Consider the following 15,661-nt stretch of genomic DNA (forward strand, 5'->3'; position numbering starts at 1 on the left):
CACCCACCCCCCCACGGCGCGCAGCCTGGGGGCGGGGCGGGGTTCGCCCGCGGGCCCCGGGGGGGCGGGTGGGTGGTATGGCGCCCCGCCCGACTCCCCCCCCACCGACGGCGCCCTCAGTGCGTCCGGCGCGTGACCAGCTCGGCGAGCGCCAGCAGTTCGTCCGCCGCGGACGGCTCCGGTACGGCGGCGGCCAGCTGCGCCATCGCCGCGGCCATCCGCTCGCAGGACTGCCCCTGCGCCCATCCGCGCCCACCGGCCCCCTCGACGGCCGCCGCACACTGCGCCAACTCCTCCTGGCTCAGCGGCCGTTCGAGCACGTACAGCTCGGCCAGCCGCGCACCGTCGACGGTCCCGGAACCCAACGCGGCGACCACCGGCAGCGACTTCTTCCGGGCGACCAGGTCCGCGCCGACCGGCTTGCCGGTCACCGCGGGGTCCCCCCAGATGCCGATCAGGTCGTCGATCAGCTGGAACGCCAGGCCGATCTCCCGGCCGAAGCCGTCCATCGCCTGCGCCGCCTCCTCGGAGGCGCCGCCGTACAGGGCGCCGATCGCGCAGGCGGCGCCGAGCAGGGCGCCGGTCTTGGCCTCCGCCATCGCCAGGCACTCGGGCAGCGAGACGTCGTTGCGCTGTTCGAAGGCGCAGTCGATCTGCTGGCCCTCGCAGAGCTCGACCACGCAGTCGGCGAGCCGGCGGATCGAGCCGTGGGCGGCGGGGTGGGTGTCCTCGGCGAGCAGCCGCAGGGCGAGGGAGTGCATGGCGTCCCCGGCCAGGATGGCCTCGGTGGTGCCGAACACCCGCCAGGCGGTGGGCCGGTGGCGCCGGGTGTCGTCCCGGTCGATGACGTCGTCGTGGAGCAGGGTGAAGTTGTGCACCAGCTCCACCGCGGCGGCCGCGGCGGCGGCCTCGCCGGGCGTACCGCCCAGGGCCTGGGTGGCGGCGAGGGCCATGGCCGGGCGGATCGCCTTGCCGGCGGAGGCGGTGGCGGGCGTGCCGTCCGCCTCCCACCAGCCGAAGTGGTAGCCGGCGACCTTGCGCATCGTGCCGGGCAGCGAGTCGACGGCGGCCCGCATGACCGGGTCGACCAGCGCGCGGGCGCGGGCCAGGATGTCGGCCGCCTCCTGTCCCTCTTTGTGGTCCCGCTCCAGCGTGGGACTCGTCATGGGTCTCCCCCTTCTTGGCGCCTGTCGTGGAATGGCCCGGCGCGGACGGGCCGGGGTCGCACTGCGGGTGTCGGCGGCGGCCGACTCGGTGGCCGCGCACGGCGCGGGCGGCGCGGGCCCGGGCATCCCCGGGCGCACCCGGACGTACGCGGGACGTCCCCGGACGCACGCGGACGTACGCGGGACGTCCCCGGACGCACGCGGGCGGCGCCGGGGCACGGCCGAACTGCGCCGGGACGCGCGAGGACACGCCGCCGGCCGGGGTGCAGCGGGCACCCCCGGCCGGACGGCGCGGATCCCCGATCGGGCCCGCCGGAGCCGTCAGTACTGCGCGATGTCCACGTTCTCCAGGACGCCGACCGCGTCCGGCACCAGGATCGCGGCGGAGTAGTAGGCGGTCACCAGGTAGGAAATGATGGCCTTGTCGTCGATTCCCATGAACCGCACCGAAAGGCTCGGCTGGTATTCGTCCGGAATTCCGGTCTGGTGCAGCCCGATGACACCCTGGTTGTCCTCGCCGATTCGCATCGCGATGATCGAGCTGGTGCTCCCGCCGACGATCGGGATCTTGTTGCACGGGAAGACCGGCACCCCGCGCCAGGACATGACGTGCCGGCCCTCGACCTCGACCGTGCCCGGGTTGATGCCGCGCTTGTTGAGCTCCCGGCCGAAGGCCGCGATGGCCCGTGGGTGGGCCAGGAACATCTTGGTGCTGCGCCGGCGGCTGAGCAGCTCGTCCATGTCGTCCGGGGTGGGCGGGCCGGAGTGGGTCTGGATCCGCTGGTCGTACGCGGCGTTCTCCAGCAGGCCGAACTCGGGGTTGTTGACGAGCTCGTGCTCCTGGCGCTCGCGTAGGGCCTCGATGGTCAGCCGGAGCTGGTGCTCGGTCTGGTTCATCGGCTGGTTGTAGAGGTCGGCGACGCGGCTGTGCACCTTGAGGATGGTCTGCGCGACGCTCAGCTCGTACTCGCGGGGCTTGAGCTCGTAGTCCACGAAGGCGCCGGGCAGCTCGTACTCGCCCTGGTGGCCGGCGGAGAGGTCGATCGCGGCCTCGCCGTGCTTGTTCTGCGCCTGCTGGAAGCCGTTCAGGTACTCGATGACCTGCAGCTGCAGCGCCTCGGAGCGGTCGTGCAGCTCCTGGAAGGAGGGCCAGGACAGCGCCATCACGGTGCCGGAGGTCGCGGCGCGGACGGTGTACGGCCAGGTGCCGCCGCCCTGCTGGACCGCCTCGTCACCGAGGTGGTCGCCGTCGGCGAGGGTGCCGACCACCGTCTCCTCGCCGTACTTGCCGGTGCCCATCCGGTCGAGCTTGCCGTGCGCGATCACGAACACCTCGGTGATCGGCGTGCCGGCCTCGACCAGGACGTCCCCCGGCTCGACCTCCCGCTGCACGAAGCGCGCGGCCAGCTCCTCCAGCACCGCGTCGTCCTGGAAGCCGCGCAGCACCGGCATCTCGCCGAGCGTCGGCGGGACGATCCGCACCTCGGCGCCGGTCTTGACGAAGCCCACCCGGCCGCGACCGACCGAGTAGCGCAGGCGGCGGTTGACCCGGTAGGTGCCGCCGGACACCTGCACCCAGGGCAGCTTCCTGAGCAGCCAGCGCGGGCTGATGCCCTGCATCTGCGGCGCGGACTTGGTGGTCGTCGCGAGGTTCCTCGCGCCCGCCGTGCTCAGACTCTGCTGCTGCCGGATCTCCGTCTGCGCGCCCGGCGCAGGAATACCGGCATTGGTTTCGGTCGACATGAGGGGAGCCCTTCGCATACCCGATACCCGATGAAGTGTCGCCTTGCACATTCGTGTTGCAGCTTCATGGTGGGCCCATTTGAGGGCAGCCCGCAATCACTCGTTCGAGTGGTTCGGAATAGCCAAACAAATAGTACGAATAGATCACCTGATCGATATTTGTTCGACTATTTATTCGAACATACCGGGATCCGGCACCCCATCTTCCCCCATCCACCCCCTCACCCGCCCCACCCCTTGACACTCGGAGCAGCGGCGTGGCTGCCCTTCCCCACACCCCCTCCCCCCGCTACTCCCGCTGCCCCCGCTACAACGGCCCGTTCCAGTCGAGCGTCGGCTCCAGCACCCCTTCCAGGGTGAGCAGCCAGCGCTTCACCTCGATCCCGACCCGGCCGCCGCCGAAACCGCCGATCCCGTCCGCCGCCACCACCCGGTGACAGGGCACCAGCAGGGGGACGGGGTTGGCGGCCATCATCTGCCCGACCGTCCGGGCGGCCAGACCGGGCTCGGTGACGTCCTCGAACACCCCGCTGCGGGCCGCCAGTTCGCCGTACGTCACGGTCCGGCCGTAGGGCACCTCGCGCCAGAGCGTCTGCAGGACGGCGCGGTGCGGGCCGGAACTCAGGCTCCAGTCGATCGGCAGGCCCAACTCGTGGGTGCGGCCCGCCAGGTAGGCGCCGATCCGCTCGGTGACGGCGGCGATCTTCGATTCGTCGGTGCACGGCGGCGCCTCGCCGTCGTGCCCGCCGTAGCCGGCTGCCGCCACGCCCCGCGGGGTCACCGCGACGTGCATCGGTCCGCTGGGCAGGGGCGTCGGCACGGTCAGCCAGGACATCGACCAGGACTGCGGCACGCTCGGGCCCCCACCCTCCGCCGGACCGGCCGCCGGCCACCCCGGCACCCGGGGGGCGTCCCCGCCCCGCGCGTCATCGTACGGCGGCCGGGCGCCCCCGCCCCGCGCGCCATCGGCCGGGCGGCCGGCCGGTCGGCGGTGGTCGGCTCCGGTCAGAGCCGTCCCTTCAGCTGGGTGGCGAGCGCCTGGGCCCAGTGCGCCAGCTCGGCGCGGTCGGGGGTGCGGCCCTCGCACAGCAGGGCGAGCTGCGCCTCGTTGATCCGGTTCGGCCCCGGGATCTCCAGCAGGTAGGCCATTTCGGCCAGTACGACGGCGAGCCGTTCGGCGTCCGTGTGGTCCAGGGTGACCGCGGACTCGTGGTGGCTGATGGTGAGCGATCCGGGCATTGGTCGACCTCCTCCGTCACCCCCCGCACCCTCCACGGTACGACCGGGTCGGCCGCCCCGCCCGCCGCGGAGGCGTGCGTGCGCGGGTGGGGCAGCCTGTTGCGCTCCGGGGCCGGCCGGGCGTGGTGCGCGGTGGGCCGCACCTGGGGCCGGGGGTGCGCCCCGGAGCCGTCCGAGGGGTTGGTCAGTACTCCGAGCCCTCCTCCCAGCGGCGGTTCCGTACGGCCGGTATGCCCAACACTACGGCTCCGGCCGCCAGTTGCCAGACTGATCCGAACACGAGTTGCGTGTCCACGCCAAATCGGCTCCCCAGCAGGCCCGCCAGCGCCAGGCCGAGCGGGCCGAGCGGGCCGAGCGCGAAAGGCCCGAGCACGCCGAACGAAGTCACCCGGCCGCCCGGTGCGGATGCTCCTCCGACTCCTCCTCCGACGGCTCCTCCGACTGCTCCTCCGGCGGCGGCACCGCGCGACGCCCGCGGTCGAGCAACTCGTCCAGGGAATCCGCCAGTTGCGGCAGGCTCGGCCGGTCCTCCGGGGCGAGGCGGAGGCAGCCGTCGATGGCGGCGGCGAGGGGGCGCGGGAGGCGGCGGCCACGGGTCACCGGGGGGACGGGGCCGTGCGGCGACGGTCCGGGGAAGGGCTCGGTGCCGGTGGCGGCCTCGTAGAGGGTGACGCCGATGCCCCAGACGTCGGTGGCCGCCGTGAGCAGACCCCCGGAGGCCTGCTCGGGGGCGAGGTAGCCGTCCGTGCCGATGCCGGGCGTGCCCGGTCCCGGGGGCCGGGCGATGCTGAGGTCGAGCACCTTGGCGTGGCGGCAGTCGATCACGATGTTGGAGGGCTTGAGGTCGAGGTGCAGCAGGCCCTGCCGGTGCAGGTAGCGGGTCGCCGAGCAGAGGTGCAGCCCGAGCACCGCCAGGTCGGTGGCGGCCGGCCGGCGCGGTCGGGTGTCCAGCAGGTGGGCGAGGGTCTCGCCGGTGAGGGTTTCGAGCACCGCGTACGGCTGCGGGCGCTCGCCCGTGCCGTAGCCGCGCACCAGGTGCGGGTGGGAGAACTCGGCCAGCCAGCGGCCCTCGCGGAGCAGGCGCTCGCGCAGCCGGCGTTCGCGGCGGCGGTCGGGCCGGAGCACCTTGACCACGCAGCGGCAGTCCCGCTCCTCGCTCCAGCAGTCGTACACGTCGAGCCAGCCGGTGCGGCACAGGTGCGCCAGGACCTGGTAGCCGGGGGCGATGGGCGCACCCGGGGGAAGCGGCTGACGGGTGCTCATCGGGGCACCTCCTGGAGTGGTGGGTGGTGCAGCCGGTCGAGCCGGGCGTAGCCGTCGTCGGTGGCCAGCAGCTCGCGGTGGGTGCCGCAGGCGGCGACGCAGCCGCCGCGGAGCAGCACGATCCGGTCCGCCTTCCGTACGGTCAGCAGGTCGTGCGAGATGATGATCGTGGTCCGACCGCTCATCAGCCGCCCGAGCGGCTCCAGGATCCGCCGGCCCGACTCCACGTCCAACCCGGTCGTCGGCTCGTCCAGCAGCAGGACGGGCGCGTCCCGGACCATCGCGCGGGCGATGGCGATCCGCTGCCGCTGCCCGCCGGAGAGCAGGCCGCCCTGCCGGCCCACCAGCGTGTCGTAGCCGTCCGGCAGCCGGCTGACGAACTCGTGGGCGTCCGCCGCCTTCGCGGCCGCGACGACCTGGGCGTCGGTCGCGCCCGGCCGCCCGTAGGCGATGTTCTCCCGGACGGTGCCGTGGATCACCAGGGTCTCCTGCAGCAGGACCCCGATGTGCTCCCGCAGGTCGGCCAGGGCGAATTCGCGCAGGTCGATGCCGTCGAGCCGGACGGCCCCGCGCTCCGGGTCGTAGAAGCGCAGCAGCAGCTTGGCGATCGTCGACTTGCCGGCCCCGCTCTCCCCCACCAGGGCCACCGTCTCGCCCGGTTCGGCGTGGAAGGACGCGTCGAACAGCGCCACCCTGGTCGTGCCCGGGTAGCGGAACCACACCCGGTCGAAGGCCACCGCGCCACGGATCCGGCGGGGGCGCAGCGGCGTCGGCGGGTCGGCCACCTGCGGCCGCTGGTCGAGCAGTTCGATGATCCGCTCGGCGGCGGCCGAGGCCGAGTAGAAACCGTTGCTGAGCCGCGAGATCCCCCGGATCGGGCCGTACAGCCGGCTCAACAGAGCGACGAAGACGAGGAGTTCGCCGAGCGTCAGGCGGCCGCTCGCGAGCTCCCAGGCGCCCAGCCCGAGCACGGTCAGCGCGCCGAACAGTTCCAGCAGCTCGACGATCGGTGCGAACAGCGCCCGCAGCCGGGTCGCGGCCATGGTCGCCCGGAACCGTGCCTGGCTCTCCCGGCGGAACCGCTCCTGCTCCCAGTCCTGCCGGTTGTACGCCTGCACCAGGGCGATGTTCTCCAGAGTCTCCTCGGCGAGCGCGCTCACCGAGCCGCTGCGCCGCCGCCGCTCCCGCGAGGCGGCCTTCACCCGCACCGAGAAGCGCCGCGCGGTGAACCAGAACACCGGCCCGACGACGAGGGCCGCGGCGGCGAGGTCCCACCGCAGGTAGAACAGCACGCCGAGGAAGACGGCGAGCTCGGCGACGTACGCGACCGCGTCGAGGATGCCCGAGAGGAGGAAGGTCTCGACCGCCTCGACGTCCCCGGTCAGCCGCGACAGGACGTCGCCGAGCCGCCGCCGCTCGAAGAAACCCAGCGAGAGGCCCTGCAGGTGTCGGAACACGTCCGTGCGCAGGGCGAGCAGGAAGCGCTCGCTGACCCAGGTGGAGGTCGTCTCGTCGGCGAAGCGCAGGCCCCCTGCCACCAGCGTCAGCCCGGCGTAGCCGAGCGCGACCGGCAGGAACAGCCCGAGCCTGCGCGGCACCAGCACCTCGTCGACGACGACCTTGAACAGCCAGATCGCGGCCGCGTCGACCACCGGCCCGAGCAGGACGAACCCCAGCAACAGGGCCAGCCAGCGCCGACCCCCGCGGGTGTAGGGCCAGAACCGTCCGAAGGTCCGCCGCAGCGGCACGACCGGGGCCTGGTCGACGACCGGGCCCGCCGGGCCGTCGCCGTCACCCGTGCCGACTGTGCCGACGGTGCCGGCGGTGCCCACGGCTGTCAGCCGCCGCAGTGACCACACGGGACGAGTCCAGCCCGAGGGAAGTGGCCGGGCCGTTGCCGGCCCGGCCCTGACAGGACGGCGGAGCCGTCAGTGCCGCGAGTTGCTTCCATGACGACGGCGACGACGGTCGTTGGTCTTCGAGGTCCTGGTCTCCTTGCCGGTACCGGTCCGCTTCCGCGGATGCCGCATCGCCGGCACCAGGTTGGCCAGCATGCTCATCACTGCCACCTCTCTGTAGGTCGTTCGATCCCCACCCAGGGATACGCGCCGGAGGGCGGGAGCACTCACCGGCCGTCGATGCGATTCGGCGGCCTTCGCGAACCGGACGTGACGGGACGCCCGGCGGCCGTTACACACCCGATGGGCCGCCGTGACACGACCGGCCGAGGACCGCGACACGGCCCTCCTACCGTCACTGTCGACGCCCCGGCCGAACAGGCCGACCGAACCAGCGGGGCCGGACCTGCCGGTCCCCGGCACCGGCACCCGGCCCACCGGCCGGAGGGCGTCCGCGACGAGGACGTGCGCGTCCGGCGCCGACCGCGAACGTCCTCGGCCACGAGCGCGACCGACGTACCCCACCGATGCAGATGGAGAACACCGCATGAGCAGGAGCCGTACCGACCGCACGCCCGCCCGCCGTGTCCTGGCGGCCTGCGCCCTGACCGGCGCCGCGCTGCTGGCCGCCGTCACCGGCGGCCAGGCCTGGGCCGACGGCGCGCCGAAGACCGCCACGCCCACCCCGGGCGTCGTCGCCTCGCCGGCTGCGGCCGCCGTGCCGACCGCCACCCCGGCACCGGCCGACCCGAAGGCTCCGGCGCCCGTCGCCACCCCCTCCGCGGCCCGCGGCGCCGAGTCCCCGAAGGCCGTGCCCGCTCCGCAGGCCCCCAACGGCACCCAGCCGCAGGTCCGCGAGGTGCCGAAGGGCGCCGCGCAGGCCGGCGACGGCTCCGGTGCGACCGACGGCTCCGGCCTGATGCTCGCCGGCGGCGGCGCCGTCGCGGCCATCGGTGCCGGGGCGCTGGGCTTCGCCGTCCTGCGCCGCCGCTCCGGTGCGCGCGGCTGACACCGGTCCCGAGTCCGCCGGGTACCCCGGCGCCGTCCCCCCGCATCCGGCCGGTCGGGGGGACGGCGCCGGGGCCGCCCCCGCGGCGGGGACCGGCAGCCGCGACCTCGCCGGAGCCGGGCAGCCCGCCTGCGGCGGAGCCGGGCACGGCCGCACACGCGGACACGGAGACCGACACGAAGACCCGCGCGAAGACCGGCACGCAGAGCAGCGTGCAGACCCGCGCGAAGACCCGCGCGACGGCCGGCACAGGCGCGCACGCGGGCGGCGCCGCGCCGCCCGACCCGCTCCGAGCGCCCTGCGCCGTACGGCCTTCGGCACGGCGGGACTGCTCTGCCTGGTGCTGGGCGCGTCGCTGGCCCTGTCCGGCCGGGAGACCCCGGTGGTGCGGATCGAGGCCTCCGGCCACGGCAGCACCGCCGACACCGCGCCGACGGCGCCCGCCACCGGGACCGCCGCGACGCCCGCCGCCACCGCCCCGAAGCCCCTCGCGCCCTCGCCCCCGACCCGCCTGCTGATCCCCACCGCCGGGGTGGACGCGCCGGTGGCCGACCTCGGTCTGAACGCCGACGGTACGGTCCAGGTGCCGCCGGCCGACCGCGGCGACGAGGTCGGCTGGTACCGCAACGGCCCGACCCCTGGCGAGACCGGGCCCGCCGTCCTGATCGGGCACTACGACACCGTGCACGGCCCGGCGGTCTTCCGGCAGCTGCCGAAGCTGCGGCCCGGCGACCCGATCCACGTCCGGCGGGCGGACGGCAGCACCGTGGACTTCAAGGTGCGGACGCTGCTCCAGGCCGCCAAGGACAGCTTCCCCACCGAGCAGGTCTACGGCGACACGACCGCTCCCGCGCTGCGGGTGATCACCTGCGGCGGGCGGATCGGTTCGGACGGCCACTGGACGGACAACATCATCGTGCTGGCGGACCCGGCCTGACCCGCGCCGGGGCCCGGCCACCCCGCCGGCCCGGCCGCCCCGGCCACCCCGGCCGCCCCGTCCATCCCGCCGAGGCCCGGCCATCCCGCCGGGGCCTTCCGCCCCGTCCGGAACCGCCGGCCGCCGTCCGGGCGACCTACCAGCAGGACGGCCACGGGGGCGACGAACGGCACCGCGCCGCAGACCAGGAGGACGAGCACCGACCGTGGCAGCAACACCCCCACCCCGCCGCCGGCCCGGCGCCGTCCCCGTGGCGGCCCTGGCCGGCCTGGCCCTCCTCCTCGCCCTCGCCGCCCTGGCGTTCGGCCGGGCCACCCCCGGTGACCTGCAGGACCACGGCCCGGCCCGGACCGTCACGCGGCCGCCCGTCCCCCGGCCGCTCTGGCCGAACCTCGCCGCCTCACCGGCGCCGGCTCCGTCCCCCACCGGGACCGGCGGCACCGCCCAGGCGCCGCAGCCCGTACCGGACCTGACCGTCCCCGGGCGCGACATCACCGCGGTCGACGTCCGCACCGTCCTCGCCAAGGACCCGTCGCTGAGCCGGGAGGAGCGCCAGGCGCTCGACTCCTGCACCGGGTGCGAGGTCCGCGCCCCCGAGTTCCGCGACCTCACCGGCGACGGCCGGCTCTCGATGATCACCACCGTCGTCACGCCCGGGCCGGTGGTGCTGCACGTCTACACCCTCGCCCTCGCCGAGGACCGCCTCCTGCCCGTCCTGCGGGTGCAGGTCCAGTCGGCCTTCAGGGCCGAGACCATCGGCTCCGACCTGTGGCTGTACGAGTCGACCAGCCTCTACGTCCGCACCAGCAGCCACTACCACTGGGACGGGCTCCGGCTCGTCCTGCAGGAGCGGAAGGACGTGGGGCTCGGCGTGCTGCCGCCCACCGGCGCCGACCCCGCCCCGCCCACCGCCACCCCCAAGTCCGCCGCGTCCCCGGCCGTCGGCCCCCGTCCGACCGGAACGCCGGAACCGGCCCCCGGCGCGGCCGTCCCGTCCCCGCGCGCACCCCGGACGACCGCCCAGCCCACCGCCCAGCCCTCCGCCCCCGCCGTGTCCCCGGAGCCGAAGCGATGATCCCCGCCGCCACCACGCCCGCGCACCCGCACATCCTCCTGGTCGAGGACGACGAGGTGATCCGGGAGGCCACCCGGATGGCCCTGGAGCGCTACGGCTTCCCGGTCACCACGGCCGCCGACGGCCTGGAGGGGCTGGAGGCCTTCCACGCCGTCCGGCCCGACCTGCTCCTGCTGGACGTCATGCTGCCGCTGCTCGACGGGGTCGGCCTCTGCCGCCGGATCCGCGAGGAGAGCCAGCTGCCGATCCTGATGATGTCGGCGCGCACCGACCCGGTGGACGTGGTCTCCGGCCTGGAGGCCGGCGCGGACGACTACGTCGTCAAGCCCTTCGAGAGCGCCGTCCTGGTAGCCCGGATCCGGACGGTGCTGCGCCGCATCCGCGTCGTCCCGGCGACCGACGCGCCACCCGCCCCGGCTGCGCCCTCCGCGGACGCACCGCCAGCCCCGCCCGCCGCCCACGCCCCGCTGCCGCCGGACGCCGCGGCGCCCGCGCCCTCCACCGCCGTCCGCAGCTTCGACGGGCTGCTGGTGGACACCGACAGCATGGAGGTACGGGTGGACGGCCGCCTCGTCCCGCTCACCCCCACCGAACTGCGGCTGCTGCTGGAGTTCACCGCCGCGCCCGGCATCGTGCTGGAGCGCTCCACCCTGCTCGAACGGGTCTGGGACTACGAGTGGGGCGCCGACACCCGGGTCGTGGACGTCCACGTGCAGCGGCTGCGCGCCAAGATCGGCTCCGGCCGGATCGAGACCGTCCGCGGTTTCGGCTACAAGCTGCGGCGCCCGGCATGACCCTGCGCCGCCAGATCGCCACCGCCGTCGCCGCCATCTCCGTCCTGGTCGCCGTGGCCGTCGGCCTGCTGGTCCACCAGGCGATGATCCGTCAGCACGTCGACCAGGCCCGCGCCGCCGCGCTCACCGCCCTCGACTCGACCCTGACCGGCTACGCCGACAACCGCGAGGTGGCCGGCCGGGCCACCGCGCCCGACGACCCCGCCCTCCCCGACCGGCTGCGCACCCTGGCCCGCAGCGGCCGGCAGGGCACGCTGCTCGCGGCCGACGGGACGGGCGAATCGATGTGGGCGGCCGGCCCGGTCCCGGACGGAGTGGTCTCCGTACGGGTGGACTTCACCCAGGACCGGCAGGCCATCGCCGACCTGGACCGGATCATCCTGCTCACCGTCGTCGCCGCGGTCTTCACCACCGTGCTGGCCGGCGTCCTCGTCGCGGACCGGATCAGCCGCCGCCTGCGCACGGCCGCCACCGCCGCCCGGGGCATCGCCGCCGGCGGGACGGACACCCGGATCGGCGAACTCGTCGACGGCAAGGACGAGGTCGCCGACCTCGCCGCCGCCGTCGACCTGATGTCCCGCACCCTGCACCGCCGCCTGGCCGACGAGCAGCGCTTCACCGCGGACGTCGCCCACGAGCTGCGCACCCCGCTCACCGGCCTGGTCACCGCCGCCGAACTGCTGCCGCCCGGCCGCCCCACCCAGCTCGTCCAGAACCGGGTCCAGGCCCTGCGCGTCCTGGTCGAGGACCTCCTGGAGGTCTCCCGCCTGGACGCCGACGCCGAGTCCCCCGACCTCGCCGCCGTCCCCCTGGAACGCGCCGTGCGCCGAACCGTCTCCCTCACCGGACTGGACGTCACCGTCGAGGTCGCCGCCGACCGGCAGGTCCGCACCGACCTGCGCCGGCTGGACCGCATCCTCGGCAACCTGCTCCTCAACGCCCACCGCCACGGCGGCGCCCCCGTCCACCTCCACGTCGAGGGCCCCCGCATCACCGTCCGCGACCACGGCCCCGGCTACCCCGACGACCTGCTCCGGCACGGCCCCCAGCGCTTCCGCACCAACGCCCCCGAGCGCGGCCGCGGCCACGGCCTCGGCCTCACCATCGCCACTGGCCACGCCCGCGTCATCGGCGCCACCCTCACCTTCACCAACCACCCCACCGGCGGCGCCCTCGCCACCCTCACCCTCCCGCCCGACTGACACCCCCTCCCCCGAACGCCGAAGGGCCGGCCCGACAACACGTCGGACCGGCCCTTCCCACACGGAGCCCCCTGTCGGGTTCGAACCGACGACCCCCGCTTTACAAGAGCGGTGCTCTGGCCAGCTGAGCTAAGGAGGCACGGTGGCCGTCCGCGAGGCATCACGGCGGCACCGGGGGCAGTCTACCGGGCCGGGGTGGCGGGGGGGTGGGATATCCGGGGGTTGGTGGGGCGGGGCGGGCGTGATGGAACCGATGCCGAAATCGGGCCGGTGGGGGCTGACAAGCCGCGGAACCGCAGGTAGCGTCGCCGGGAGTCGGCTTCGTGTGGTGGTTCAGACCACTGACGGGACGACGGACAACTACACCCCCCCTTTACTCGGATCGTCCGGCACGTTCCTGCCGGTGAAGGAGAGCAACAACCATGGCTTCTGTCACGTACGACCAGGCGACCCGCATCTACCCCGGGGCCGACAAGCCCTCGGTGGACGCGCTGGACCTGGAGATCGCGGACGGCGAGTTCCTCGTGCTGGTCGGCCCCTCGGGCTGCGGCAAGTCGACCAGCCTGCGCATGCTGGCCGGTCTGGAGGACGTCAACAGCGGCGCGATCCGGATCGGTGACCGGGACGTCACGCACCTGCCGCCGAAGGACCGGGACATCGCGATGGTGTTCCAGAACTACGCGCTCTACCCGCACATGACCGTCGCGGAGAACATGGGCTTCGCGCTCAAGATCGCCGGCGTGAACAAGTCGGAGATCCGCACCAAGGTCGAGGAGGCCGCGAAGATCCTCGACCTCACCGAGTACCTGGACCGCAAGCCGAAGGCGCTCTCCGGCGGTCAGCGCCAGCGCGTCGCGATGGGCCGCGCGATCGTCCGCCAGCCGCAGGTCTTCCTGATGGACGAGCCGCTGTCGAACCTGGACGCCAAGCTCCGCGTCTCGACCCGTACCCAGATCGCCGGCCTGCAGCGCCGCCTGGGCATCACCACGGTGTACGTCACCCACGACCAGACCGAGGCGCTCACCATGGGCGACCGGGTCGCGGTACTCAAGGACGGTCTGCTGCAGCAGGTCGACACCCCGCGCAACATGTACGACAAGCCCGCCAACCTGTTCGTGGCCGGCTTCATCGGCTCGCCGGCCATGAACCTGGTCGAGGTGCCGCTGGTGGACGGCGGCGTGAAGTTCGGCGGCTCGGTCGTCAACATCTCGCGCGAGAACCTGGCCGGCGCCGGCACCGACAAGACGGTGACCGTCGGCATCCGCCCCGAGCACTTCGAGATCGTCCCCTCGGGCGGCATCGAGGGCGTCGCGGTGACCGTGAACGTGGTCGAGGAGCTCGGCTCGGACGGCTTCGTCTACGGCACCACCAAGATCGGCGGCGAGGACAAGGAGCTGGTCGTCCGCGTCCCCGGCCGCCAGATCCCGGCCCGCGGCGAGACCATCCACGTGGTGCCGATCGCCAACGAGGTCCACGTCTTCGCGACCAGCACCGGCAAGCGCCTGAGCGTCTGCGACTGACGCAGCCCGCCCCGCGAGCGGACGCCACGCACGAACGCAACGAGCGGACGCAGCAAGCGAGCGATCAGCGAGCGGACCCCGCAAGCGAGCGATCAGCGAGCGGACCCCGCAAGCGAGCGATCAGCGAGCGAACCCACCGGAGCCCGTCGGACCCTCCCCGGTCCGGCGGGCTCCGCCCGTACCCCCGGCGTCAACACGGCGCGGGGACGAACCCGGACACCGTGTCACTCGATGGTGTAACGGAGGGCGATCCACCCCGTACCCACCGCTACTCTCCTGAGGGTGAAGCAGCTTGTGCGCCGTATCGGCCAGACCGTCGCCCTGACCCTGCCGGTCGTCCTGGTGACCACCGGCACCCTCGCCGTGACCCGGGTCCCGTGGGCCCCGCCGACCGGGCTCGACCAGCAGGTCGTGGCGGCGTCCAGCGGCGACGGCGCCGGGATCGGGCGCTCCGACAGCGCGGCCGCCACCGCGGCCAAGCCCGCCGACGGGCTCGCCCCGCAGGAGTCCCTGCGGGTGGTCCTGCTGGACGAACTGCGGGCGAAGAACCCGTCCGCCGCGCTGGACCTGCTGGAGCGCTCGATGCGCGAGCAGCCCTCGTTGACGCCGTACTGCACCTCGCTGGCCACCGAGTTGGGCAAGGCCGCGGTGCGCAAGTACCAGGGCGACGTCCAGCGGGCCCGCTCCTTCGCCCGTCCGGTCTGCGACGGGGCGTTCGCGGCGGGTGTGACGGGCTGACGCTCGCCGGTCCGTGGCCGGGGCGGCGGGCCTATCGTTCAGACATGACCGCTGACTCCGGCCCCACCGCCGACCCCGCGTCCCCCAACTCCCGGCTGTCCCAAGGCACCTCGCCCTCCGAGAGCTCCGCGGACGCCCCGGGCTCCGGGGGCTCCCCGGGCTCCCCGAGCGCTCCGCAGCCCCAGGGCTCCCCGCAGTCCCTCCCGCCCCGGCCGACCTCGACGCCGGTCACCCAGGCCGTCATCCTGGCCGGCGGCCAGGGCTCCCGGCTGCGCCCCTACACGGACGACCGCCCGAAGCCGCTGGTCGAGATCCCGGGCACCGGCACGCCGATCCTCGGCCACCAGCTGGCCTGGCTGGCCGAGGAGGGCGTCACCGACGTGGTGATCTCCTGCGGGCACCTCGCCGACGTGCTGGAGGAGTGGCTGGGCAAGGCGGACCTGCCGCTGCAAGTGCGTACGGTGGTCGAGGCGGAGCCGCTCGGGCGCGGCGGCGGGCTCAAGTACGCGGCCAGGGCGCTGCCCCGCCCGGACGAGCCCTGGTACGCCACCAACGGCGACATCTGGACCCGCTTCAGCCTGCGTGAGATGGCCGCCTTCCACCACGAGCGGGACGCCGTCGCGACGCTCGCGCTGGCCCGGCCGCGGATCCCGTGGGGCGCCGTGGAGACCGACCAGTTCGGCAACGTGCTGGACTTCATCGAGGCGCCGCCCTCGCCCTTCCTGATCAACGCCGGCCTGTACGTGTTCAGCCCGGAGTTCGCCGAGCTGCTGCCGGACGTGGGCGACCACGAGCGCACCACGTTCCCCCAACTCGCCCGCGGCAAGCGGCTGGCGGGCTACCAGCTGCCGCAGGGCGTGTACTGGCGCGCGATCGACACCGCCAAGGACCTCACCGAAGCGGCCAAGGAGCTCGCCGCCGGCGCCGGCCGCACTCCCCAGTAGCGACCGAAGCCCAGAGGCCGCCGCACCACCGGCAGCCACCGCACCGACGGCGACTGCAGCACCGACCACGGCGCCGGGAAACGCCGGTCGGCCGGGTGCTCCCCCGCGGAGCCCCCGGCCGACCGACGCGTCA

At 74.4% G+C, this 15,661-nt stretch carries 15 protein-coding genes and 1 tRNA gene; 8 read left to right on the top strand and 8 right to left on the bottom strand.

Annotated elements, in window-relative coordinates; all coding sequences use genetic code 11:
• Positions 1 to 116: 116 nt before the first annotated feature.
• From ACIGG8_RS01660 to ACIGG8_RS01690, 7 genes are all read right to left on the bottom strand, one after another.
• Positions 117 to 1,166, bottom strand: coding sequence for a family 2 encapsulin nanocompartment cargo protein polyprenyl transferase (locus ACIGG8_RS01660; RefSeq protein ID WP_396544765.1), 1,050 nt, complete (start codon positions 1,164 to 1,166; stop codon positions 117 to 119).
• Positions 1,167 to 1,487: 321 nt separating this feature from the next.
• Entirely contained in the window at positions 1,488 to 2,909 is a 1,422-nt protein-coding gene (locus ACIGG8_RS01665) for a family 2B encapsulin nanocompartment shell protein (protein ID WP_396544767.1), read from the bottom strand.
• 307 nt (positions 2,910 to 3,216) lie between these two features.
• On the bottom strand, positions 3,217 to 3,762 hold the full coding sequence (locus ACIGG8_RS01670) for a methylated-DNA--[protein]-cysteine S-methyltransferase (protein WP_396544769.1): 546 nt from the start codon (positions 3,760 to 3,762) through the stop codon (positions 3,217 to 3,219).
• 152 nt (positions 3,763 to 3,914) lie between these two features.
• Complete coding sequence (locus tag ACIGG8_RS01675; RefSeq protein WP_350521661.1) at positions 3,915 to 4,148, bottom strand: hypothetical protein; 234 nt, start codon at positions 4,146 to 4,148, stop codon at positions 3,915 to 3,917.
• 384 nt (positions 4,149 to 4,532) lie between these two features.
• Entirely contained in the window at positions 4,533 to 5,411 is an 879-nt protein-coding gene (locus tag ACIGG8_RS01680) for a serine/threonine-protein kinase (protein WP_396544772.1), read from the bottom strand.
• Positions 5,408 to 7,243, bottom strand: coding sequence for an ABC transporter ATP-binding protein (locus ACIGG8_RS01685; protein WP_396544774.1), 1,836 nt, complete (start codon positions 7,241 to 7,243; stop codon positions 5,408 to 5,410). Before ACIGG8_RS01685 ends, ACIGG8_RS01680 begins: the two co-directional genes overlap by 4 nt.
• 96 nt (positions 7,244 to 7,339) lie before the next feature.
• Complete coding sequence (locus tag ACIGG8_RS01690; protein WP_396544776.1) at positions 7,340 to 7,471, bottom strand: hypothetical protein; 132 nt, start codon at positions 7,469 to 7,471, stop codon at positions 7,340 to 7,342.
• A 385-nt stretch (positions 7,472 to 7,856) separates the two neighbouring features.
• Between ACIGG8_RS01690 and ACIGG8_RS01695 the strand changes: the two genes are divergently transcribed.
• The 5 genes from ACIGG8_RS01695 (at position 7,857) to ACIGG8_RS01715 (ending at position 12,326) form a co-directional block, all read left to right on the top strand.
• On the top strand, positions 7,857 to 8,318 hold the full coding sequence (locus ACIGG8_RS01695; protein WP_396544778.1) for a sortase-dependent protein: 462 nt from the start codon (positions 7,857 to 7,859) through the stop codon (positions 8,316 to 8,318).
• A gap of 340 nt (positions 8,319 to 8,658) precedes the next feature.
• Complete coding sequence (locus ACIGG8_RS01700; RefSeq protein WP_396544780.1) at positions 8,659 to 9,255, top strand: class F sortase; 597 nt, start codon at positions 8,659 to 8,661, stop codon at positions 9,253 to 9,255.
• 205 nt (positions 9,256 to 9,460) lie between these two features.
• Positions 9,461 to 10,330: a hypothetical protein gene (locus ACIGG8_RS01705; RefSeq protein ID WP_396544782.1), complete on the top strand. Its 870-nt coding sequence runs from the start codon at positions 9,461 to 9,463 to the stop codon at positions 10,328 to 10,330.
• Positions 10,327 to 11,124: a response regulator gene (locus tag ACIGG8_RS01710; RefSeq protein ID WP_396544784.1), complete on the top strand. Its 798-nt coding sequence runs from the start codon at positions 10,327 to 10,329 to the stop codon at positions 11,122 to 11,124. The genes ACIGG8_RS01705 and ACIGG8_RS01710 overlap by 4 nt, the downstream gene beginning before the upstream one ends.
• Positions 11,121 to 12,326 (top strand): sensor histidine kinase, encoded by a 1,206-nt coding sequence (locus tag ACIGG8_RS01715; protein ID WP_396544786.1) that lies wholly within the window; start codon positions 11,121 to 11,123, stop codon positions 12,324 to 12,326. The genes ACIGG8_RS01710 and ACIGG8_RS01715 overlap by 4 nt, the downstream gene beginning before the upstream one ends.
• Before the next feature lie 65 nt (positions 12,327 to 12,391).
• Here the strand turns inward: ACIGG8_RS01715 and ACIGG8_RS01720 are convergent.
• A tRNA-Thr gene (locus ACIGG8_RS01720) sits at positions 12,392 to 12,465 on the bottom strand.
• 283 nt (positions 12,466 to 12,748) lie between these two features.
• Between ACIGG8_RS01720 and ACIGG8_RS01725 the strand changes: the two genes are divergently transcribed.
• The 3 genes from ACIGG8_RS01725 to ACIGG8_RS01735 all read left to right on the top strand — a co-directional run bounded on the left by ACIGG8_RS01725 (position 12,749) and on the right by ACIGG8_RS01735 (position 15,528).
• The gene (locus tag ACIGG8_RS01725) at positions 12,749 to 13,846 is read left to right on the top strand and encodes an ABC transporter ATP-binding protein (RefSeq protein ID WP_396544788.1); all 1,098 of its coding nucleotides are present in this window, start codon (positions 12,749 to 12,751) and stop codon (positions 13,844 to 13,846) included.
• A gap of 282 nt (positions 13,847 to 14,128) precedes the next feature.
• Positions 14,129 to 14,584 carry a hypothetical protein gene (locus tag ACIGG8_RS01730; protein WP_396544790.1) on the top strand — a complete coding sequence of 152 codons (456 nt, stop codon included), beginning with the start codon at positions 14,129 to 14,131 and terminating at the stop codon, positions 14,582 to 14,584.
• A gap of 44 nt (positions 14,585 to 14,628) precedes the next feature.
• Positions 14,629 to 15,528 carry an NDP-sugar synthase gene (locus ACIGG8_RS01735; RefSeq protein WP_396544792.1) on the top strand — a complete coding sequence of 300 codons (900 nt, stop codon included), beginning with the start codon at positions 14,629 to 14,631 and terminating at the stop codon, positions 15,526 to 15,528.
• Positions 15,529 to 15,661: the final 133 nt, after the last annotated feature.

Source organism: Kitasatospora sp. NPDC085464 (assembly GCF_044541955.1).
Taxonomy (GTDB): Bacteria; Actinomycetota; Actinomycetes; order Streptomycetales; family Streptomycetaceae; genus Kitasatospora.

Coding starts and splice junctions, on each gene's coding strand:
- ACIGG8_RS01695 (WP_396544778.1), top strand. CDS start 7,857: ATGAGCAGGAGCCGTACCGACCGCACGCCCGCCCGCCGTGTCCTGGCG.
- ACIGG8_RS01735 (WP_396544792.1), top strand. CDS start 14,629: ATGACCGCTGACTCCGGCCCCACCGCCGACCCCGCGTCCCCCAACTCC.
- ACIGG8_RS01715 (WP_396544786.1), top strand. CDS start 11,121: ATGACCCTGCGCCGCCAGATCGCCACCGCCGTCGCCGCCATCTCCGTC.
- ACIGG8_RS01690 (WP_396544776.1), bottom strand. CDS start 7,471: ATGAGCATGCTGGCCAACCTGGTGCCGGCGATGCGGCATCCGCGGAAG.
- ACIGG8_RS01680 (WP_396544772.1), bottom strand. CDS start 5,411: ATGAGCACCCGTCAGCCGCTTCCCCCGGGTGCGCCCATCGCCCCCGGC.
- ACIGG8_RS01710 (WP_396544784.1), top strand. CDS start 10,327: ATGATCCCCGCCGCCACCACGCCCGCGCACCCGCACATCCTCCTGGTC.
- ACIGG8_RS01725 (WP_396544788.1), top strand. CDS start 12,749: ATGGCTTCTGTCACGTACGACCAGGCGACCCGCATCTACCCCGGGGCC.
- ACIGG8_RS01675 (WP_350521661.1), bottom strand. CDS start 4,148: ATGCCCGGATCGCTCACCATCAGCCACCACGAGTCCGCGGTCACCCTG.
- ACIGG8_RS01665 (WP_396544767.1), bottom strand. CDS start 2,909: ATGTCGACCGAAACCAATGCCGGTATTCCTGCGCCGGGCGCGCAGACG.
- ACIGG8_RS01660 (WP_396544765.1), bottom strand. CDS start 1,166: ATGACGAGTCCCACGCTGGAGCGGGACCACAAAGAGGGACAGGAGGCG.